This is a genomic window from Salinicola rhizosphaerae (assembly GCF_014652715.1).
Classification (GTDB): Bacteria; Pseudomonadota; Gammaproteobacteria; order Pseudomonadales; family Halomonadaceae; genus Salinicola; species Salinicola rhizosphaerae.
This window is the reverse complement of sequence record NZ_BMZI01000004.1, coordinates 306455-327796: the sequence shown is the minus strand read 5'-3', so window position 1 is coordinate 327796 and position 21342 is coordinate 306455. Positions and strand designations below refer to the sequence as shown.

19 protein-coding genes and 1 pseudogene are annotated in these 21342 nt (G+C 60.5%); 8 read left to right on the top strand and 12 right to left on the bottom strand.

Annotated elements, in window-relative coordinates; translation table 11 throughout:
• Positions 1 to 29: 29 nt before the first annotated feature.
• Positions 30 to 1550, bottom strand: a complete 1521-nt coding sequence (locus IE125_RS10250) for an ABC transporter substrate-binding protein (protein WP_189444563.1) — start codon at positions 1548 to 1550, stop codon at positions 30 to 32.
• Positions 1551 to 1770: 220 nt separating this feature from the next.
• Here IE125_RS10250 and IE125_RS10245 point away from each other — a divergent pair, with 220 nt between their 5' ends.
• A complete protein-coding gene (locus IE125_RS10245) occupies positions 1771 to 2691 on the top strand; it encodes a LysR family transcriptional regulator (RefSeq protein WP_229809039.1) in 921 nt (306 codons plus the stop codon).
• 6 nt (positions 2692 to 2697) lie between these two features.
• Here IE125_RS10245 and IE125_RS19435 read toward each other — a convergent pair whose 3' ends face one another.
• The 4 genes from IE125_RS19435 to IE125_RS10225 form a co-directional block, all read right to left on the bottom strand.
• Complete coding sequence (locus IE125_RS19435; RefSeq protein WP_229809038.1) at positions 2698 to 2811, bottom strand: SEC-C metal-binding domain-containing protein; 114 nt, start codon at positions 2809 to 2811, stop codon at positions 2698 to 2700.
• A gap of 199 nt (positions 2812 to 3010) precedes the next feature.
• Positions 3011 to 3301, bottom strand: coding sequence for a cupin domain-containing protein (locus tag IE125_RS10235; protein ID WP_189444562.1), 291 nt, complete (start codon positions 3299 to 3301; stop codon positions 3011 to 3013).
• Between the two features lie 82 nt (positions 3302 to 3383).
• Positions 3384 to 4604, bottom strand: a complete 1221-nt coding sequence (locus IE125_RS10230; protein WP_229809037.1) for a glycerophosphodiester phosphodiesterase — start codon at positions 4602 to 4604, stop codon at positions 3384 to 3386.
• Between the two features lie 21 nt (positions 4605 to 4625).
• Positions 4626 to 5300, bottom strand: coding sequence for a FadR/GntR family transcriptional regulator (locus tag IE125_RS10225; RefSeq protein ID WP_189444561.1), 675 nt, complete (start codon positions 5298 to 5300; stop codon positions 4626 to 4628).
• A 166-nt stretch (positions 5301 to 5466) separates the two neighbouring features.
• Between IE125_RS10225 and IE125_RS10220 the strand changes: the two genes are divergently transcribed.
• Together IE125_RS10220 and nhaC are read left to right on the top strand one after the other, a co-directional pair.
• The gene (locus tag IE125_RS10220) at positions 5467 to 6627 is read left to right on the top strand and encodes a trans-sulfuration enzyme family protein (RefSeq protein ID WP_189444560.1); all 1161 of its coding nucleotides are present in this window, start codon (positions 5467 to 5469) and stop codon (positions 6625 to 6627) included.
• A 25-nt stretch (positions 6628 to 6652) separates the two neighbouring features.
• Entirely contained in the window at positions 6653 to 8143 is a 1491-nt protein-coding gene (nhaC, locus tag IE125_RS10215) for a Na+/H+ antiporter NhaC (protein ID WP_189444559.1), read from the top strand.
• Positions 8144 to 8159: 16 nt separating this feature from the next.
• Here the strand turns inward: nhaC and IE125_RS10210 are convergent, their stop codons facing one another.
• A complete protein-coding gene (locus tag IE125_RS10210; protein WP_189444558.1) occupies positions 8160 to 8534 on the bottom strand; it encodes a VOC family protein in 375 nt (124 codons plus the stop codon).
• Between the two features lie 298 nt (positions 8535 to 8832).
• Here IE125_RS10210 and IE125_RS10205 point away from each other — a divergent pair.
• Positions 8833 to 10167: pseudogene (locus IE125_RS10205) on the top strand (DEAD/DEAH box helicase); the annotation flags it as partial.
• 338 nt (positions 10168 to 10505) lie between these two features.
• Here IE125_RS10205 and IE125_RS10200 read toward each other — a convergent pair.
• Positions 10506 to 12527 (bottom strand): methyl-accepting chemotaxis protein, encoded by a 2022-nt coding sequence (locus IE125_RS10200; protein ID WP_189444556.1) that lies wholly within the window; start codon positions 12525 to 12527, stop codon positions 10506 to 10508.
• 273 nt (positions 12528 to 12800) lie between these two features.
• Entirely contained in the window at positions 12801 to 13256 is a 456-nt protein-coding gene (locus tag IE125_RS10195; RefSeq protein ID WP_189444555.1) for an HIT family protein, read from the bottom strand.
• A 100-nt stretch (positions 13257 to 13356) separates the two neighbouring features.
• Between IE125_RS10195 and IE125_RS10190 the strand changes: the two genes are divergently transcribed.
• A complete protein-coding gene (locus tag IE125_RS10190) occupies positions 13357 to 14181 on the top strand; it encodes a transporter substrate-binding domain-containing protein (RefSeq protein ID WP_308430134.1) in 825 nt (274 codons plus the stop codon).
• A gap of 79 nt (positions 14182 to 14260) precedes the next feature.
• Here IE125_RS10190 and IE125_RS10185 read toward each other — a convergent pair whose 3' ends face one another.
• From IE125_RS10185 to dbpA, 3 genes are all read right to left on the bottom strand, one after another.
• Positions 14261 to 15268 (bottom strand): zinc-dependent alcohol dehydrogenase family protein, encoded by a 1008-nt coding sequence (locus IE125_RS10185; RefSeq protein WP_189444553.1) that lies wholly within the window; start codon positions 15266 to 15268, stop codon positions 14261 to 14263.
• A 108-nt stretch (positions 15269 to 15376) separates the two neighbouring features.
• On the bottom strand, positions 15377 to 16237 hold the full coding sequence (locus IE125_RS10180) for a PA4780 family RIO1-like protein kinase (RefSeq protein WP_189444552.1): 861 nt from the start codon (positions 16235 to 16237) through the stop codon (positions 15377 to 15379).
• A gap of 32 nt (positions 16238 to 16269) precedes the next feature.
• The gene (dbpA, locus tag IE125_RS10175; RefSeq protein WP_189444551.1) at positions 16270 to 17670 is read right to left on the bottom strand and encodes an ATP-dependent RNA helicase DbpA; all 1401 of its coding nucleotides are present in this window, start codon (positions 17668 to 17670) and stop codon (positions 16270 to 16272) included.
• Between the two features lie 223 nt (positions 17671 to 17893).
• On the opposite strand from dbpA, the gene IE125_RS10170 reads away from it, so the two are divergent.
• A complete protein-coding gene (locus IE125_RS10170; RefSeq protein WP_189444550.1) occupies positions 17894 to 18622 on the top strand; it encodes a YebC/PmpR family DNA-binding transcriptional regulator in 729 nt (242 codons plus the stop codon).
• Between the two features lie 102 nt (positions 18623 to 18724).
• On the opposite strand, the gene IE125_RS10165 is transcribed toward IE125_RS10170, so the two are convergent.
• Positions 18725 to 19360 carry a BPSL1445 family SYLF domain-containing lipoprotein gene (locus IE125_RS10165; RefSeq protein WP_189444549.1) on the bottom strand — a complete coding sequence of 212 codons (636 nt, stop codon included), beginning with the start codon at positions 19358 to 19360 and terminating at the stop codon, positions 18725 to 18727.
• Positions 19361 to 19566: 206 nt separating this feature from the next.
• Between IE125_RS10165 and IE125_RS10160 the strand changes: the two genes are divergently transcribed.
• Complete coding sequence (locus IE125_RS10160) at positions 19567 to 20577, top strand: ABC transporter ATP-binding protein (protein WP_189444548.1); 1011 nt, start codon at positions 19567 to 19569, stop codon at positions 20575 to 20577.
• A complete protein-coding gene (locus IE125_RS10155; RefSeq protein ID WP_189444547.1) occupies positions 20574 to 21335 on the top strand; it encodes an ABC transporter permease in 762 nt (253 codons plus the stop codon). The genes IE125_RS10160 and IE125_RS10155 overlap by 4 nt, the downstream gene beginning before the upstream one ends.
• Positions 21336 to 21342: the final 7 nt, after the last annotated feature.

Here is a 21342-nt window from a genome sequence, read left to right as displayed (position 1 = left end):
GATGCTATCGACGACTTCACACCACGAGATTACTTCCAGCTGGCTTCGGCAAAGCGCGGCAGTTCATCCGGGTAGGGGGTGAAGTTCAGATCAGACGTGTAGGCGTAATAGGTGGAGTAGGAGAACAGCGGCGCCCAGTAGGCCTGCTCAGAAATGCGCTGCAGCGCCTTACGGTAGTTGTCCTTGCGTACATCGGGATCGACCGAGCTATCGGCTGTCTTCAGCCACTGATGGACCTGCTGATCGTTCCAGCGATCATCAGCTCCGCCACCGAAATAGACGCTTGTGAATGCTGAAACGTCATTTACCGAATAGGAGCCCCAGGTTTTGAACGACATATCCGTCTTACCGCTGCGCTGCATGTCCAACAGCGCCGGCGAGGTCATGAACCGCAGGTTGGCACGAATGCCAACGTTACGCAGGTCACCGATCATCGCTTCGGCGTAATCCCGCTCGCGATAGGCGAAGAGATTTACCTCGAAGCCATCGCCGTAACCGGCTTCCTCCAGAAGCTGCCGGGCCTTGTCCGGATCGTAATCGTACTTGACGACATCTTGAGTCTCGCACCCGAACTGCGCCGGAAAACAGGGCGCGTAAAGCGGACGACTGCCGCCACGCACCAGATTCTCGGACATGCCCTGGCGATTGATGGCATGGTTGATCGCCTGGCGCACCTTCAGATTATGCAACGGAGAGTCCTCGCGCCCGGCCGCGTCCAGCGAGATATATCCCACACGCATGGTCTCGCCACTATCAACCGTGAGGTTGGGCATACCCTGCATCTGCTCGGCCTGGTCTGCCGGCACGCGCCAGATCCAGTCGACCTGACCGGTCATCAACTGCGCCACGCGGGAGTCCTGATCGGGAATCACCTTGAACTCGATATGGCCGATATGCGGCTCGCCGACCGGGCTGTCGGCAAAGTAATTTTCGTTCTTTGTCAACTTGACGCCTTCGCCCGGGTCCACTTCGGTGATCTGGTAGGGTCCGGTGCCGATCGGCTTCTTGCTGAAGCCTTCGAGACCGACTTCCTGAAAATACTGATCCGGATAGACCGGCAATGGCCCGGACAGATACTCGAGCGCGGCGGGGAAAGCGCCATTGAGATGGAAGCGAACGTGGGTATCGTCGATCTTCTCGACGCTCTTGATCCAATCGACGTTCTGCCGCGTTACGACCTTGGCATCCGGCGACACCACATAATTGAAGGTGAACACGACATCATCGGCGTTGAACGGCTCGCCATTCTGGAAAGTCACGCCTTCCCGCAACGTCATCTCCAGTGTGGTGTCATCGATCCAATGCCATTCGGTCGCCAGCATTGGTTCGTATTCGTTGGTATCCGGGTCGCGGTAGATCAGCGTGTCCCACGCCAGATGCGAGAGAATCACGCCTTCACGCAGGTTGTTGTGGTAGGGGCTGACGTTTTCCGGCTCACTGTCGGAGGCGTAGACCAGCGTATCATTGGCCTTGTTAGCTAGAGCGGGAAACGAAAGACAGCAGAGCATGACTGCCGTCATCGCCTGACGGGCCGTGGGAGTAGAGCGCATTTCAACCTCATTATTATCGATTTAGCTGAAAATGTGACGGTGCCGACCGGTGTTATTGGTGTTGTCGCGAATCAGCTTGCTTGCCGTCGACTCGAATTTTACGCTATCTGAGCCTTGAGCCATGCCACAAGTACAATGTTTAGAATCTTCCATTGCCATTTCGGCAAACGTTAATTAAAACAACGCGAAGGACGCAAAATGAACTGTCGAGGACTGGCCAATGACGATGAACAGCCGCGCTCTGCAGGAAACCTCTCTGCGCTACTTCCTCGCAGTGGTCAAGAACGGCTCGATAAGCGAAGCGTCGCTCAAGCTCAACGTCGCCGCTTCGGCAATCAGCCGGCAGATCGCGCGACTCGAGTACGAACTTGGCACTCAACTGTTCGAACGTCGCGCCCGCGGCATGATACCCAGTGCAGCCGGAGAGCTACTTGCCGCGCACGCCAGACGCATGCAGTTGGAAACCGATCGCGTTGCCAGTGAAATTCAGGCACTCCAAGGGCTGGAGCGAGGCACCGTACGCCTGGCCAGTTCGGAAGGATTCGCGGTGGATTTCATTCCTCTGGCGATCGCGGAATTTCGGCGTCTCTACAAAGGCATCCAGTTTCGGCTAAGCGTCAGCTCTCCCGCCGAGGTGACGCGCAAGGTGCGCGAGGGAGAAGCAGATATCGGTCTTACCTTCAGTCTCGCCCCGGAGCGGGATATCCAGGTCGAATCACGCCAGCGGTCACGCATCCAGGTGCTGATGTCACACGCGCACCCGCTAGCAGGCCGGCATCAGGTTACGCTGGCGCAGTTGCAAGCCTACCCCATCGCCTTGCCGCCGCTGGAAACGACGTTACGCCAGCTATTCGATATCTGCTGCAGCCAGCAGAACCTGATCTTCGAATCGATTTTCACCAGCAACTACACCGAAGCGCTGGTCAATTTTGCCATATTGGGAGGCGGCATCGCCTTGGCCGGGGAGATCTCGGTACACCACCGCTTGCTTCAGGATCGGCTGGTTGCGATGCCCATCCGCGATGCCGGCATGGATGCGCGGCACGTGGAACTGCAAACGTTGGCCAACCGTACGCTGCCGGCAGCAACCGAAGCTTTTCTCGCTCACCTGAAGGCCAAGATGGAAATCGACAGAACCTGAAAGTGCTCACGTCGCGTGACACTTCTTGAATTTCTTGCCACTGCCGCACGGGCAGATGTCATTGCGCCCGACGTTCTTTAACGCAATACGCGAGGCGTTTGAGCGTGGTGATGTTAACAACTCGGCCCATGCACATGATCAAAGGCGCCATAGCCGTGCGAATCATGACCATGCTGGCAGTTTGGATCATGGACGTGGGAATTCGAGACTGGAGTAGAGGTCATGACACACACCGTCGCGAAAGGAGGGTAACCGGCTCGCGATTTTCCTCTAGGGAACGTGTGTCGTCACGCGGTTAGCGCATAGCCAATGCTGACTACTACTTCATCTCAATCTCGATAAACACGAATTCGAAGTCGTTGGCATTCACCACATTGTGCTCCACGCCGCGCTCGCGGCAATAGGAGACGCCGGTCTCGAGCGTGGAGAAAGTGTGGCCGTCGAGCGTCTCCAGCTCGAGCTTTCCGGTGGTCTGCGGGACGACCACGTAATCGTGGCCGTGCTCGTGCCAGCCGGTTTCGGCACCGGGCGGGAAGCGCCATTCGGTGACCGTCACGCGGTCGTTGTCGATCTGCACGGTCGGTCTGGCCTGAGGGCGATCGCTGGACATGCTGAAACCTCGAGAGGGGGTGAAACTCGGACGCGGCAGGGATTGCCACGCCCGTCGTTTTTCATTGCAGATGCGTGCGCTGCTAGTAACCGTACTGCTTCAGGATCGCATCCTGATCCTGCTTGGGATGGCCAAGGAATTCGAGCAGCTGCTCGGTGCGATTGGTGAAGAAGCCATCGACCCCACGCTGCTGATAGCGCGCGAAATCCGCCGGTTCGTCAACGGTATATGGATGCACCAGCAGCCCATCATCGTGGGCCATGCCGACCATCCACGGCTCGGCCAGATCCATGTAGCTGAACTGGCTGCTGAACGCGCCATCGTGGTCGGTCTGGATCGTCGACGGGCCAACGCCGATGGCGCCTTGCGCCTTGGCGAAATCGAGCCACTGCTCATAGGCTGCCGGCGAGGCAACTTTCTGCCTGGCGTAGTAGTCGGCGCTACTCTCGTCATCGCCCTGCGGCTGGCTTGGCGCCGGCGCGATGCTGCCTTCGCCAACCCACAGCAGCAGCACGCGCGGCACATCCGGCATCGTCTTCTCCAGCGCTTCCAGGCTGGCCTTGGAGAAGGTCTGCATCATCACGCGCCCGGCGCCGTCGGCCACCTTGACCGCATCGCCCGTCGCCGGCTTCCAGTGACCGGCATCGTCGCCCAGCCAGCCGCGTGCGATCAGCTTCTCGCGCAGGTCCTCCTCGATGCCCGGAAACTGTTCCGGCACCTTGGTCTCGATGTAGAGACCGGGGTGATTGTCGCCGCCTTCGGCAATATCGATGACGTCATCGAGCGTCAATATCTTGAGACCGGCATAGCTGTCTCGTGCGCGCTCGGGGTAGGCCGCGTTGAACCAGCTCCCCGCGTCGAGTCGTTCGAGTTCTGCCAACGTGAAGCTCGAGACCGGCGCATCGGCGCGCTCGGGGAAGATCTCGGCGACATTGGTATTACGCCCCAACGTATTGTCATGAACGGCGACCAGTTTGCCATCCTTGGTACGCTGCAGATCCAGCTCCAGATAGTCGGCGCCCAGATCGCGAGCCAGCAGATAGGCGGGGCGAGTCGATTCCGGCGCCTGATAGGAGGCACCGCGGTGGGCGATTACCGCGTCGCAAGGAATCGGAATCTTGGTGCACATTGTCGAGCCTTGCGAGGACGCATGGGTCGAGCCTTGCGAGGTCGCATGGGTCGAGCCTTGCGAGGACGCATTCGTCGCAGCCTGAGCCACGCCGAGAGGCAGCATCATGCCGATGCCGAGCGCACAGAGCCATCGCGGCGTCGAATAGCCTGTTAAAACGTCTTTCGTGATCATCGTTCACCTTCTTGTGTGGGATTACATCATCTCGACGGTATGACGCGTTGCCGCCATCAGCGCATGGAAAGCCGACGATGCGGCTTCGATGTCCCGCCGGCGCATCGCCTCGAGTAGCGTCACGTGGTGAGGGAAGCTGGCATCGAACACCTCGTTACGATCCTGAGGTGTCTGCCAGGAGACGTAGAGTTCGGAGTGAATCGAGCGTATCAACGCGACCAACACCTCATTGTGACTGGCCTGATAGATCGCCAGATGGAAGGCGGAGTCCGCTTCATGGACCCGAAGAAAGTCATCGGCCTCGCGCGCTGCCCGATAATCTTCGAGATGTTGGGCCATGTCAGCGAACTGCGCTTCGCTGGCGTGCTGGGTCGCCAGCACGACGGCTTTTTCCTCGAGCACCAGGCGGACATCGAGCATCTCTAGTAAATGCCGACGCGCATCGGTTACGTGCAGTCGTGAGAACAACCGGAAGGTCTGCTGATCGCTGACGAAGATGCCTTTGCCGTTGATGACCTCGATGACCCCCTCTGCCTCGAGGCGTTTGAGCCCTTCACGCAGCGTCGAGCGTCCGACCTGCAGACGTGCCATCCAGGTCGATACGGAGGGCAGCCGATCACCCGCCGATAGCTTGCGCTCGGCGATATAGCTGCCGATCTCACCAGCAACGGTGTCGGACAAATAGAGTCTTTTCATGGTGATTCCGAGCGATGCCGCACTGACGGCAAGTGACAAAAACGGTAACGAGATTCCTCCCGACGTTCAATTGAAGCAACCCGTGACGCGTGATAAATGTAGCTATCAGACAGGTCGGAGATGACACGATTACCCTCTTCGACCGCCCACAACGCTTGGAAGCTTTATGGCCGAGAACATCGATACCGACACGGTGCGCGACTCCGAGATCTGCTCGCATGCGTTCGAAGCGCACGAGCAGTACCAGGGTGCCATGGCACCACCGATCTATCAGACCAGCCTCTTCACCTTTCCCAATCTTGAGCGCTTCACCGAAGTGATGCGAGACGAGCGCAGCCATTTCGTCTATAGCCGTGGGCTTAACCCCACCGTCAAGCTGCTCGAGGAGAAGCTGGCGGCGCTCGAGCGCGGCGAAATGGCGAAGGCGTTCGGCTCCGGCATGGGCGCGATCAGTGCCACGATGATGACCCTGCTGAGCGCCGGTGACCATGTGCTACTGGTCAATCAGGCGTATGGCCCCACGCGTCAGCTACTCGAGCAGATGGCGCGTTTCGGCATCGATTTCGACGAATGCAGCGGCGATTCACGGGACGTCGAGCGAGCACTGAGACCCGAGACCCGCTTGATCTATATCGAGAGCCCCTCATCGATGCGTATGGAACTGGCCGATCTCGAAGGCATCGCCAGCATCGCTAGAGCGCACGGCATATTGACGGCGATCGACAACACCTGGGCGACGCCGCTGTTCCAGAAACCGCTCACGCTCGGCATCGATCTTTCGCTGCATACCCTCTCCAAGTACATCGGCGGCCATAGCGACCTGGTCGGCGGTGCCGTCATCGGCCGCCGCGAACTCGTTGCCCGCATCTTCGAACATGGTCATCAGCTGCTGGGTGCCGCCCTCTCGCCGCACAGCGCGTTTCTCGCCCTGCGCGGCCTCAGAACCTTGCCCGTGCGGATGCGCCAGCACCAATCCAACGTGCTCGATGTCATACAGTATCTGGCCGTCCAGCAAGAGATCACGGCAATCCATCACCCCTGTCTGGCAACCGGGGAAGCGGCGCTCTGGGTCGAGAAGCAGCTCTCCGGTCAGGCGGGGCTGCTCAGTTTCGAGATCGACAACCCCACCTACGCTCGCATCGCCGGCTTCATCAACGCGCTGCAGACATTTCGCATCGGCGTCAGCTGGGGCGGTTATGAATCGCTGGCCATTTCGCAGCGTCAACCCGACGACACCGGCCCGACGCTCATCCGCCTTGCCATCGGACTGGAAGCCCCTGAACTGCTGATCGAAGATCTGAAGCGAGGTTTTCAGACCTTGAGATAAGAACGACAACCCGGGAGATTCATCGATGACCGAAACGCCGCGGCAACAACAAGAACAGCAACAACCCGGATTCATCGCATCGCTCTGCCTGCTGCTGACGATTGCCGCTCTCATCGTCGGCGGCATCGTTATCGCCGGCTACCCCACCGAGATCGTGCTGATCGCTGTCGGCGTGCTCTGCGCGCTCTTCGCCTTTGCCCACGGTAGGCAGTGGGAAACCATCATGACGATCATGGCCGACAAGATTCGCACCGCGACCATCGCCATTCTCGTTCTCTACAGTATCGGCCTGATCATCGGTACCTGGCTTGCCGCTGGCGCCATCCCCTACTTCATCTACTACGGGCTCGAGCTGATCGAGCCGCGCTATCTCTACGTGATGGCATTCATTGCGACTGCCATCGTCTCGACCTGCACCGGCACCTCCTGGGGCTCCGCCGGTACCATCGGTGTCGCGATCATGGGTATCGCCAGCGCCATGGAGATCAACCTGGCGATCACCGCCGGCGCGGTGATCTCGGGCGCCTATTTTGGCGATAAGCTGTCACCGCTATCCGACACCACGATCATGGCGTCGATGGTCTCCCGAGTGGACCTCTATCGCCATATCCGCCATCTGATGTTCACATCGCTGCCCTCCTGCCTGATTGCGCTCCTCGCATACTGGCTGCTGGGCACGAATCTCCACGGCGAGGTCAATTCACCCGCCATTGTCGAGACCACGACGCAGATCTCTGAACTCTTCACGCTCAGCCCGCTATTGCTGCTACCCGCCGTGATCATTCTCTCGGGTTCCATCCTAAGAAAACCGACGCTGATTGTGCTGTTCGCCTCGGCGCTCTGTGCCATGCTGCTTGCGCTTTGGGTTCAGGGTCTACCCCTACGGACCATCGCCACTGCCGCGGTGTCCGGCTTCACCGTCGACATGGTCAGCGGCGACCAGAGCGGCTCGCTTAGTGAAACGCTGACGACGCTACTCGAGCGTGGCGGCCTCTACAGCATGCAGGGCACGGTTCTGTTCGTGTTCTGCGCTTTCTTCTTCGCCGCGGCGCTGGAGGCCTCCGGCGCCCTGCATATCGTGCTCAGGCGAACGCTGGATCATCTACGTAGCGCCACCGCCACGATTCTCGCCTCGCTCGTCGCCGGGGTCGGCATTATCCTCGCGACGGGCAATAGCTACGTCACCTTTTTCCTGATTCGAGAACTGTTTGCCGAACAGTACGCCAGAACCGGCCTGCACCCGCTCAACCTCTCCCGCAGCATGGAAGATGGCGGCATGATTCCCGAGGCGTTAGCGCCCTGGACGGTCTCCGGTATCTACATGGCAACGACACTCGGTATCGCAACGCTCGATTACGCCCCCTGGGCGCTGTTCAATTATCTTGGGATCGCCTTCTCGGCACTGCTCGCCGTGCTCGGCCCGGCCACGAACTGGTTCGGCGTAAGGCGCACGACGCCACAGGAAAGACATGGCGCGACCCCGTCGATGCAGGCACCTGCATTGCGCCAAGGCTGACACCTACGCCACGGCTTCAAGGCCAGACGTTGACGTTATCCGCGGTGTCGAAATCGCGTCGCTGCGGATGTACCACGCAGAAGCGATGCCCCGTTGGCGCTTCCATGACCACCCAGCGAGGAAAGCGCTCGACCACGCTCGCGCCCAACGCTTCGAGCCGTGCGACCTCGGCATCCATGTCGTCGGTCTCGATATCGAGGTGAACTCGGCTTGCGTGATCGACCCGCTGGACCAGCACGTCAGGCTGATCGATAGGCGTATCCAGTTTGCCGTACTTTTCGTCGGTTTCGATGCAGGGCATGCCCAGCGCGTGACGCCAGAAATCAATGGCAGGGGTTTTGTCGTCGACCTGACTGTCGATGACAACGGCCGCCAGTCGGCTCTTGTGCATGACGTGAGTTCCTCCGATAGATCGGTACTGTCAAATGGAGCTCTTGCCTGGAGACGAGATCGACAAACACATAGCCGCTAACGTCGAGTTGCGTTAAGCTGCCGCCCCATGATTGCCACCTGCCTGGCCGTCGTCACGCGAAGCTCCCCGATGAAAAAACCGCCTGGGGAATGACGACCTCTCTTGAAACCCGCTTCCGGGTATCTCAATCAGCCAGCACTGGCCCCTCGGCACAGCATAGCCGCTTCGCTATGCCAACGCCGCGACTCGGCTATCGCCGCGACCTGGATACTACCGAATGTCTTTTGACTCACTGGGCCTTGACGCCCCGTTGCTGAAAGCCGTTGCCGAACAGGGCTACGACACACCTTCTCCGATTCAGGCACAGGCGATCCCCGCCGTGCTCCAAGGCCGCGACGTCATGGCCGCGGCGCAGACCGGTACCGGCAAGACCGCCGGTTTCACCCTGCCGATTCTGAATCGCCTGTCCCGAAATGACGTGCCGCGTGGCCGGCCGGTTCGCGCGCTGATTCTGACTCCGACACGCGAACTCGCGGCCCAGGTGGCCGAGAGCGTAGAGACTTACGGCAAGCATTTGCCGCTGAAAAGCGCGGTCGTCTTCGGCGGCGTCAAGATCAATCCGCAGATCGCCAAACTCCGCGATGGCGTCGATATTCTCGTGGCTACGCCCGGCCGCCTGCTCGATCTCCATCAACAGAAAGCCGTGCGTTTCGATCAGCTCGAAGTGCTCGTGCTCGATGAAGCCGATCGCATGCTCGACATGGGCTTCATTCACGACATCCGCAAGGTGCTGGCCGTGCTGCCCAAGCAACGTCAGAACCTGCTGTTTTCGGCGACCTTCTCCAACGAAATCCGCAGCCTCGCCAAGGGCCTGGTCAACGACCCGGTCGAAGTCTCGGTCACGCCTCGCAACTCGACGGCCACCACCGTTGCCCAGCGCGTGCATCCGGTCGACAAGAGCCGCAAGCCGGCGCTGCTGTCGCATCTCATCCAGACGCACGACTGGCATCAGGTGCTCGTCTTTACCCGCACCAAGCATGGCGCCAACCGGCTGACCAAATTCCTCGAAGGCCAGGGCATCGAAGCGGCAGCCATTCATGGCAACAAGAGCCAGAACGCTCGTACCAAAGCGCTTGCCGACTTCAAGAGTGGCGCGATTCGCGCCCTGGTGGCGACCGATATCGCCGCACGCGGGCTGGATATCGACCAACTCCCGCAAGTCGTCAACTTCGAGCTGCCCAACGTCGCGGAGGACTATGTGCACCGCATCGGCCGCACCGGCCGCGCGGGCGCCAGCGGCCAGGCGGTATCGCTGGTCAGCCTGGATGAGAAAAAGGAGCTGGCCGGCATCGAACGCCTGATCAGCCAGCGCCTGGACAGTCAAGTCATCGAAGGTTTCGAACCGACGCCGGGGGGCGGCCCCAAGGTCGATGAAAACGACGACCGCCCGCCCCGTCAGCCGCGCGGTCGCGGAAACGGCGGCGGTCGCGGCAATGGCCGTGGCAATGGCGGCGGACGCGGTAATGGCAGCCGAGGCGGCGACAGCACGCGTGGTGAAACACGCGGCGAGAATCGCGGACGCCAGAATGGCAAAGATGGTCAACGCCGTGCCGAACGACGCGATGACAATCAGCGGCGACAGGACCGCGGTCCTCGACAAGGCAATCCGTCGGGGCATCGCGATGGCCAGCCAAATGGCGGGCAGCGTCATCGGGGACCGCAGAAAAGCAGACCACAACACCAGGATCTGCCGCGGGACGAGAACGGCGATGTCGATGGCAACCGTCTGACACCCGAACAGCTCGCTGCGCGGACGGAGACGCCAGGGGGCCGTCAGCGACGCACTCGTGGCGGAAGTGGCCGCAACGGCGGCAATGCCGGCGGCGGTAGGCGTTAAACGAAACCGGGCGTGGTACAGAGACCACGCCCGGCTCTCGTTGCCGATCCTGCTCAGACTTCCGTGAGCGCTTCGTGCTCCTGTCGGCGAGCGGTATCGGGTCGGGTAATGTTAGGTCGGGCGGCGAGTGCCGCAGGCTTAGAGCCCTGCGGCGGATTTTCGAGATCACCGATCTCGAATTCACCGACGATCGCTTCCAACTGCCCGGTCTGATCGCGTAGCGAAGCGGCCGCGGTCGTGATCTGAACGACCATGGACGCGTTCTGCTGGGTCGTATCATCCAGTTGCGAGATGACCTGGCTGACCTGAGCAATACCCTGGCTCTGCTCCTGACTGGCCGCGCGGATTTCGCCCATGATGTCCGCGACGCGTCGGACGCGTTCGACGATATCGTTCATCGTGGTCCCTGCTTCACCGGCCAGCTTCTTGCCCTGCTCGACCCGCTGGACCGAGTCCTCGATCAGCGCCTTGATCTCGCTCGCTGCCGATGCCGAGCGCTCTGCCAGCGACCTGACTTCGGTTGCGACGACAGCGAATCCACGACCGTGTTCGCCGGCTCTCGCCGCCTCGACCGAGGCGTTGAGCGCCAGCAGATTGGTCTGGAACGCGATATTGTCGATCATCCCGATGATGTCGACGATCTTGCTCGAGGCTTCGTCGATCGAGCCGATGGTGCCGATCACTTCGTCGACGACCTCTCCTCCGCGGGCTGCCGTGCTCGCAGCAGCATCGGCCAGCTGGTTGGCCTGGCCTGCGTTTTCTGCATTGTGTTGCACTGTGGAGGTCAATTCCTCCATGGCTGCGGCATTCTCCTGCAGTGAACTGGCCTGATGCTCGGTACGCGCCGAAAGATCCTGATTCCCAGTGGCAATCTCGCGCGCTGCCAGCGTGATCTCTCCGGTATTGCGGGCTATCTGCTGCATCATGCCCTGCAAGCGGGCGATGAAGGCATTGAAACTCTGCGCTACGGCATCGAACTCCGGACTACCGCTACCCGGCAGGCGCCGCGTGAGATCTGCATTGCCCGATGCCAGGTCGTCGATGCTCTTGCGCAGATTGCCGATCCGCTTCATCACGGTTCTCACCACCATCACGATGCCGATCAGCAGCAGAATCGCCAGCGGTACCTGGACGCCGGCCAGCATCGTCAGAATCTGGTTGCTCTGCTGTGTCAGCAGATAGCTGGGTAGCCCGGCGGCAATCAGCCAGGGGGTTCCCTCGATGGCGTGAACCAGAAGCGTGTGCTCCTCGCCATCGATGTCGTATTCCGCCTCGACGTTATCGTTACCGTCGATCCCCGGCAGCATCCCTTCCAAGGTCTGCGTGAATGGAGTGGCGGGGAGCTGCGAAAGTGACTTGAGGACGATTTCTCCACCGATGCGAGAACTATTGCTGACGACTTTTCCGTCCCGCTCGAAAATGAGCACCTGGCCCTGGATCTGCTTTTCGACATCAGCCACCAAGCGGCTGAAGAACCCAAGCGTGAGGTCGATGGTCGCCACACCATACACTTCACCATTTCTGTAAATCGTCATGGCGCAGTTCGTGCGAGCCTCGGCGCCGGCATCGGCGTACGCAGGCCACCACTGGCAGGTGCCTTTGGGCATGGTCAGGGCTGTCTTGAACCAGCCTTCGTCGTAATAGTTGGGAGCTTCAGCGGTATTCCAGTACGTATTGGGTTTCAGTTCACCGCTACTGTCCCGAGCATAGAAACTACTGAAACGTTCCTTGCCCGGCTCTCGCTGATTCGGCAACGGCCAGACACCACCGCCGAAAACCGCCGCCTGACCGTACTGATCGACCAGCGAAGGTAGCAGCCTGTCGATATCGTCGCTCGAGAGCTGAGACACCGTCTGGGTAATCGATCGTTGCTGAGACTCGATCTTGCTCAGTTCTTGATGAATCTTGTTATCGATTTCGGTGTCGATGCGAGACTCGACGAGAGACTTCTCGGTGTGTTCGAGCTTCGGCGTCACGAAATATTGAATGGCCAATAGCGTGGCTATCATCAGCAGGATAAAGAATCCGGCAACGAGAGCGATATATCGGGACTGGCTAGTTCTCAAAAAGGGCATCGGCGCGATCCTCAAAATGTTGCGTTACTGATCGCTTTAACGGCCGATATCGAATTTTGCTGAGAAAAAATAATTCTCGAGACGTTAGTTTAAAAACAATCGCTTCCTAAAATTGTTTCTAAGCCAATTGGTCTTTTACTACTCAATAATCAGCTAACAAAAATCGCGCCTTTGTTGCCGAAACTGCCCCCACCCACGCCTTCTCCCACCTCTTGAAAGCCACGTAACGGCCGGCCGCAGAACACCGGCCTGCTCCAGCTTCGCTCAATCTTTTCAGGCTTCACGAATTTGCCTCGCCAGCTCGGCCAACGCATCGTCGTCGGCGCGCTTGTAGTCATGTGACGAGAGATAGCCTTCGTAGACGTCGAAGAACTTATCGACGTTGGCCTCGATCGGCTTGAAGCTGGCATCGTCGCCGGTGCCGTGCATGGGAAAGAGCTTGGCGTGAAGATGATCGACGCCATAGCCTTCGAAAAACATTCCGCAGCGCGCGACACCATCCAGCGCCCGATCCAGGCGATTGGCCACCTGCTTGGTCGCCACGATCAGTTCGCGCAGCACCGCGTCATCCTGATCGAACGCGTAGCTCGGATAGTGCGCTTTCGGGATGACGACGGTGAATCCCGCCGTGTTGGGAAAGATCGATAGAAAGGCCAGATGCGATTCGTCTTCCCACACCTTGTGGCAAGGCTCTCGATTGGCGACGATATCGCAGAAAATGCAGCTCATGGCCCTCTCCCGGTAATGAACAGGCTATCCATTAGCCACTACCGGTAAGATGGCGTCAATGCTCCGACCGATAACAACGTCAATAGATCAAGGAATCGTCGTGCCAGACCGCATCACACTTTTTGCCAAACCTCGCCTCCTCCCAACACTCGGCGCCGCGGCCATCGCTCTCGCCTCGGTCGTCCCGGCACAAGCCGCCGATTTGCAGCACGTGCGTATCGCCGTGGATGTGCCTTACCCGCCGTTCGAATACCGTAACGCCAGCGGTGAGCTGGAAGGATTCGAGATCGAGCTGGGCAACGAGCTTTGCCAGCGCGCGAAGCTCGATTGCGAGTGGGTCGTCCAGAGCTGGGATGGCATCATCCCCGGGCTGCTCTCGCGCAAATACGACGCGATCATGTCCTCGATGCGAATCACGCCCGCCCGCGAGCGCCAGGTGCGGTTCACCGAGCCGTATGCGATGTCCCCGAAGGTATGGGTGGCGCGACGTGGCACAAAGATCGAGCTTAGCGACAAAGCGTCGCTGAAAGGCAAGACGGCCGGCGTCCAGCGCGGCACGACGCAAGACAATTACGTCACCCAGCGCTATGGCGATACGTTGGACATTCATCGTTACGAGACGGCGGCCGATGTGGCGCTGGATCTGGAATCGCAGCGACTGGATCTGGCCTTTCTCAACTACCCGGTCGCGCTCGACACGCTGAAGATTGGCCAGGACGACAGCGAGTTCGTGCAGGTCGGCCCACGCATCGATCGTCCAGAATCGATCTTCGGTCGTGGCAACGCGATCGCCGTGAGGCCTCGCGACGAGGCGCTCGCCGACACCTTCAATCAGGCACTGAATAGCGTCTATGCCGAAGGCACTTTCGAGACGCTGATGCACCAATACTTCGACTACGACCTGCGTCCCGCGTCACGGAAGTAACCGGCCCCAATGAAAAAGCGCTGCCGGGTCATGCCCGGCAGCGCTTTTTACGGCTCTTTGTGTCTCTTCTCCCCCCCGATCAGAACTCGAGGCAGATCTTGCCAAAGTGTTTGCCGGATTCCTGATGACGGAAAGCATCAGCGATCTCGCCGAGTGCGAATGATCGGTCGATGACCGGCTTCAGGCGCATCGTCTCCAGCGCGCGAATCATCTCCATCTGATGCCGGCGGCTGCCGACGATCAAGCCCTGCAGCTTCGCCTGCTTGGCCATCAGCTTCGCTGTCGGAATTTCACCGCCACGGCCAGTCAATACGCCAATAAGCGAGATATGACCGGCGATCGAGACGGCGTCGATCGACTGCGGCAGCGTGCCCGGACCGCCGACCTCAATGACATGCTCGGCCCCTTGGCCATCGGTCAGCGCCTGGACGCGCTTACCCCATTCCGGCTCGTCACGGTAGTTGATCGTGTAGTCCGCGCCCAGTTCACGCAACCTGGCGATCTTCTCGTCGCTCGACGACGTGGCGATGACCCTGGCCCCCATCGCCTTGGCCAGTTGAACGGCAAAGATCGAGACACCGCCGGTGCCCAGCGTGACGACGGTGTCGCCGGCCTTGAGACCGCCATCGACCACCAGCGCGCGCCACGCCGTCAATCCGGCTGTGGTCAGTGTCGCCGCCTCGGCGTGGGAGTAGCCCTTGGGCGAATGGGTAAACCAGTGCGCCGGGCGCACTACCTGCTCGCGCGCGTAACCGTCGACGCCATCCCCAGGAACGGTCTTGAAATCGGCGACGCGCGCCGGGCCTTCCAGCCAGTGGGGGAAGAAGGTCGAGACGACGGCGTCGCCGACGGCAAACGCCTCGACCCCCTTGCCGACCGCTTCGACAACGCCAGCGCCGTCGGACATCGGGATACGACCTTGCTCGGTGGGCGACATGCCCGTGGCGACGATGTAATCGTGAAAATTGAGCGAACTGGCATGAAGTCTGACGCGAACTTCGCCCGGCCCCGGCTCACCCGGCGCCTCGACCTCATGAAGCTCGAGCTTGTCGAGACCGCCCGGGGCTTTCAGATTGACGACTTGCATAACGCACTCCTCGTTTCAGCACGACCATTCTCGGCCGTCGATGATATGGCATCAGTGTAGACGGTTCACTCAGGCTAGCAGCTCGAGCCGCTGCCCTGGCAGGGCCGATCACCAGTCGCCGTCATCGTCTTCCCGCTGGCGCTCGGCGCGCGCCTCGGCCTCATCGCGCGCGTCGTCGATGACCCGCATGATGTCATCGACATCGACCGACAGCATGCTCGGCGCATAGCGTCCAGTCAGCGGCATGCCGGGGTGCAACGTTCCAGCCTCATAGTGTGCCCAGATCTCCTTGCCGTAATCGGTTTCGAGCAGTTCAGGCGCGAATCGACCGAAGTAGCGTTTCAGATTGTCAACGTCGCGCACGAGCATCCACGGCGCATTGTTGTTGCCAGCAGCATCCACCGCTTGCGGCAGATCGATGATCACCGGTCCATCGCCACCGACGAGAATGTTGAACTCCGACAGATCGCCGTGGATCAACCCGGCGCAAAGCATCTTGACCACCTCATCGATCAGCCGCAGGTGGTAATCCCTCGCCACCTCGGCCGGCAACTCGACATCGTCCAGACGCGGTGCGACATCGCCCTCACCATCGGCGATACGCTCCATCAGCAGTACGCCATCGACGAAACCATGTGGCGTTGGCACGCGCACGTCGGCGTCCGCCAGTCGATAGAGCGCGTCGACTTCGGCGTTGAGCCAGGCGGATTCCTGCTCGCGCTGGCCATAGCGCGTCTTCTTCGACATCGCCCTCGCCCGGCGCGAATTGCGCACCTTTCGCCCTTCCTGGTAGGTCACTGCCTGTTTGAAGCTGCGCTGTCTGGCTTCCTTGAAAACCTTGGCGCAGCGCAGCTCATCGCCGCAGCGAACCACGAACACCTGCGCTTCCTTGCCGCTCATCAGTTGAGAGACGACTTCGTCGATCAAGCCATCCTCTACCAACGGCTGCAATCGCTTGGGTACCTTCATGCCTTCGCTATCCTCACGTGTCCTCGTAACCCTCAGCGTCCGATCCGCCGCGCGCGGCAGCTACGTCCCTTCAATTTACCGTTGGCGAGTGTCTGCAGCGCCGACTTGACCGCCGTGCGCTCGACCGCCACGTAGCTCGCCCGGTCGAGCACCTTGATCTTGCCGACCTGCCCACCGACAAGCGCCTCATCGCCCTGCGTCAACGCCCCCAGAATATCGCCGGGGCGAATCTTCTGCTTCTTGCCGGCATCGATCTGGATCGTCGCCATCGCGGGCGTGAAGGGCTGCGACATCTTCGGCTCGGCGGGCAGCGGCGAGAGCGTCAGCGGCCGCTCGAGATAGGCAGCCAGTTTCTCCAATCGATAGGTCTCTCGCTCTCCGACCAGCGTGCACGCCAGCCCTTTGGCACCGGCCCGCCCCGTGCGGCCGACTCGATGCACATGAACCTCGAGTTCACGCGCGATCTGATAGTTGAACACCGCGTCGAGCGCATCGATATCCAGCCCGCGGGCCGCCACATCGGTCGCAACCAGAATCGATAGACTGCCGTTGGCAAAACGGATCAGCGTCTGATCGCGCTCACGCTGGTCAAGATCGCCGTGCAGTGGGCTGGCGCTGAAGCCGGCCGCGTCCAGTCCCTCGGCAACGGTCTGCGTCTCCTTGCGCGTATTGCAGAACACGACGCTCGACGCCGGCCGATGATGCAACAGCAGTCGACACAGCGCCGGGAGCCGGGACGCCTCATCGGCAACGCCGTGGAAAGACTGCCGAATACTCTGATCGTCATGCGTCGACTCGACCTCGACGATCCGGGGCGTCTTGAGCATTCGTTCGGCAACCGGTTTGACCGCCTCTCCGTAGGTGGCGCTGAACAGCAACGTTTGCCGCGAGGCGGGCGTGGCGGCAACGATAGCCTCGAGAGTCTCCTTGAACCCCATTTCCAGCATTCGATCGGCTTCATCGAGCACGAGCGCCCGCAGCCGGGAGAGATCGAGCGCACCCTTGCGCAGATGATCCTCGATGCGACCGGGCGTACCGACAACGACGTGGGCGCCGTGCGCCAGCGAATTCAGCTGGGGCCCGATCGGCGCCCCACCGCACAGCGAGAGAATCTTGACGTTGGGCAGACGCCGCGCCAAGCGACGAAGCTCCTCGGCGACCTGATCGGCCAGCTCGCGCGTCGGACAGAGCACCAGCCCCTGAACATCAAAACTCGCAACATCCAGGGCGGAGAGCACGCCCAGCCCGAACGCAGCCGTCTTGCCGGAGCCTGTCTTGCCCTGGCCGATCAGATCGCTACCGTCGAGAATCGACGGCAGCGTGGCGGCCTGTATCGGCGTCATCTCGCGGTAGTCGAGCGCCGCAAGGCCTTCGAGCAGTGGCGCCTTCAATGCCAGCGAAGTGAAAGCCAGCGATTCGGGGGACTCGGACACGTCAGGGGCTCTCCAGCGGGAAACAGTGATGAAAAGGTTGCGATTGACGACATTGCCACTACTCGGGCATCCGTCTCAACGGCGCGGCAGAATAGCAGAGCGCAACGGCATTGACGCGACCGGTGTCGTCATCCGGACCGACGGATAGGCAAATAAACCTGCAACATCGCCGCAATCTTGAGTAAAATCGCCGCCGTCGTAGACAACCGCATAGGGTATGACAATGGGTAGGGCCTTCCAGAACCGCAAGGAATCCATGGCCAAGACGGCCGCCGCCAAGACCAAGGTCTACAGCAAGTACGGCCGTGAAATATACGTCTGTGCCAAATCCGGCGGCACCGACCCCAACGGCAATCTCACGCTGCGCGGCCTGATCGAGAAGGCGAAGAAGGATCAGGTTCCCACGCACGTCATCGACAAGGCGCTCGACAAGGCATCCGGCAGCGGCGGTGAAGACTTTTCCCCCGCCCGCTACGAGGGTTTCGGCCCGGGCAACTGCATGGTCATCGTCGAGTGCCTGACCGACAACCCGAACCGCACCTTCGGTGATGTTCGTGGCTGCTTCACCAAGAACAAGTCGAAGATCGGCACCCAGGGCACGGTCAGTCACATGTTCGATCACTGCGCCATCTTCGCCTTCGCCGGTGAAGATGAGGAAGCGGTACTCGAGGCGCTGATGGAGGCCGATGTCGACGTGACCGACATCGAGAGCGAAGAAGGTCGCATCACGGTCTTCGCGCCCCATACCGAATACGCCAAGGCCAAGCAGGCGCTGATCGATGCATTCGGCGAACTCGACTTCGAGGCCGACGAGATCCAGTTTCTGCCGCAGACGACGACCCCGCTGGAGGGTGACGACGTAGCCCAGTTCGAGAAGTTCATCGACATGCTCAACGAACTCGACGACGTGCAGAACGTCTATCACAACGCCGAGCTACCCGAGACGGCTTGACCCGGTGCCTTGAGCCACGTCGGTTGGCGATACCGGACCGGATAGCGAAAAGCCCACCTGATGGTGGGCTTTTCGCGTTTCTTGCGTGGCAGATTTGCGTGATTACGGCTCGACTTTCGAGATCTTCGCACCATTCAGCGAGACGCCACCCTGGATGCCCTGATTGTTCATCACGAAGGCAACGACTTCCTTGTTGGCGGTATCGTTGGTGATCTGGCCGTTGGCACCGATATCGGCCACCGCGAAGCCGGCGCTTGCACCAATGGACCAGCCATTGTCGCTGCGCACGCGGTTCAACGCCTTTTCGGTCATCAGGAGATAGACGACCGCCTGGGACTGCGCGCCAGCCTGAAAGCCGATCGAGCCGCTGGTCGTGGTGTAGTAACCCGAGCGGGTGCCATCCATCAGCAGTTCGCCATCACCATGACTGGCGCCGACGATGAAACTCGCGCCCAGAACGCCCGGAAAGACCAGTACGCCCTCGGCCTGATCGGCCAGCGAGCGCGAGGCCGGCACCGCGCGATAGAGACGCTCGAGCGTCTGTTCGACGTCGTCATGCAGTTGCTCGCGCTGCACGTAGCGATCGTTGCGATCCGAGGAGCTCGTCGTGGTGCATGCAGATAGCGCCGTCGCGCCGAGGATGGCTATCAGCGCCAAGGCACCGGTGCGAGCGAGGGCATGGCGAGAAAGAGAAGCCCGAGAGAGAGAACCGAGAGTGGTCAGAAATGAGCGTGGCATGATCGCCTCCTTGCCCGGCGAGCGCGGCTGGCTGGCGCTCGCACTTTGAGTTATTCATCAACGTTTGTTGCGTTCCACTGCTCTCTCTTTATAGACGAGATTGGGCATCCTCACCGCTATCGGGGCGCCGTGATGGCCGCGAGGGTCCAGCCACCGGTCGTTTTCCCCTACAATGAGCGCCCCATGCCGTCACGACGTAAGCCTTCATGAGTCAACAGACGCCCGCAATATCACCATCGTCGGCGAGCCAAACCGCGCAGGGCACAGAACCGTCGCCGGTCATCGCCGTTTCCGCTCTCGCCAAACGCTACGACTCCGGCTTCGAGGCCTTGAAGCGGATCGACCTGGACATCCGACGCGGCGAAATCTTCGCCCTGCTCGGGCCCAACGGCGCCGGCAAGACGACGCTGATCAGCATCATCTGTGGGCTGGTCAACGCCACCGCCGGCAAGGTGCTCGTCGACGGCCACGACAACGTCACCGACTATCGCGCCGCGCGCGCCAAGATCGGTCTCGTCCCGCAGGAGTTGACCAGTGACGCCTTCGAAACGGTCTGGAACACGGTACGTTTCAGCCGCGGCCTATTCGGCAAGCGGCCGGATAACAGCCATATAGAGCGAGTACTCAAGTCTCTCTCCCTGTGGGAAAAACGCTCGAACAAGCTGATCCAACTCTCCGGCGGCATGAAAAGGCGCGTATTGATTGCCAAGGCGCTGGCTCACGAGCCGCAGATTCTGTTTCTCGACGAGCCGACGGCCGGCGTGGACGTCGAACTGCGTCGCGACATGTGGGAGGTCGTGCGTGAACTTCGCGCCAGCGGCGTGACGATCATCTTGACCACGCACTACATCGAGGAGGCGGAAGAGATGGCCGACCGCATCGGCGTCATCAACCGCGGTGAGATCGTACTGGTCAAGGAGAAAAGAGAACTGATGCGTCAGCTCGGTCGCAAGCAGCTCACGCTTCATCTGCAGAAACCGCTGGCCAGCGTGCCACCGGCACTCTCCCACTATCCATTGACGCTCGCGGAAGATGGCAGCGTGCTGATCTATACCTACGATGCCGCCTCCGAACCCGCCACCGACAGTGGCGAACACGTCAGCATCAGCAAGCTGCTCAACGATATCGAGGACGCGGGGATCCGCTTCAAGGATCTTCACACCGAGCAGAGTTCGCTCGAGGATATTTTCGTCAACCTGGTCAGAGAGCGCCAATGAACCTTCGCGCCGTCACTTCCATCTATCAATTCGAAATGGCTCGCGCCGGGCGCACGCTGCTGCAGAGCCTGGTCTCGCCTGTCCTGTCGACGTCGCTCTACTTCGTCGTCTTTGGCGCCGCCATCGGCTCGCGCATTCAGGAGGTCGAAGGCGTCAGCTATGGCGCCTTCATCGTTCCCGGCCTGATCATGCTGATGCTGCTGACCCAGAGCGTCTCCAACGCGTCGTTCGGCATTTTCTTCCCCAAGTTCACCGGCACGATCTACGAAGTCATGTCGGCACCGATCTCATATCTGGAAATCGTGCTGGGCTATGTCGGCGCGGCCGCTTCGAAGTCGATCATCCTGGGATTGATCATCCTGGGTACCTCGACTTTCTTCGTCGATCTGCATATTCAGCATCCCTTCATGATGGTCCTGTTCCTGGTGCTGACCGCCGTCACTTTCAGTCTGCTCGGCTTCATCATCGGTATCTGGGCAGACGGCTTCGAAAAGCTGCAGCTGGTGCCGCTGCTGGTGATCACCCCACTGACCTTTCTCGGTGGAAGCTTCTACTCGATCGACATGCTGCCGCCCTTCTGGCAAGCCGTCACGCTGGCGAATCCTGTGGTCTATCTGGTCAGCGGCTTTCGCTGGAGCTTCTTCGGCATCAGCGATGTGAGCGTCATTGCCAGTTTGCTGATGGTCGCGGTGTTTCTCGCAGTCAGCCTCGCGGTCGTCAGCTGGATCTTCAGGACGGGCTTTCGGCTACGCCCCTGAAGCTCCA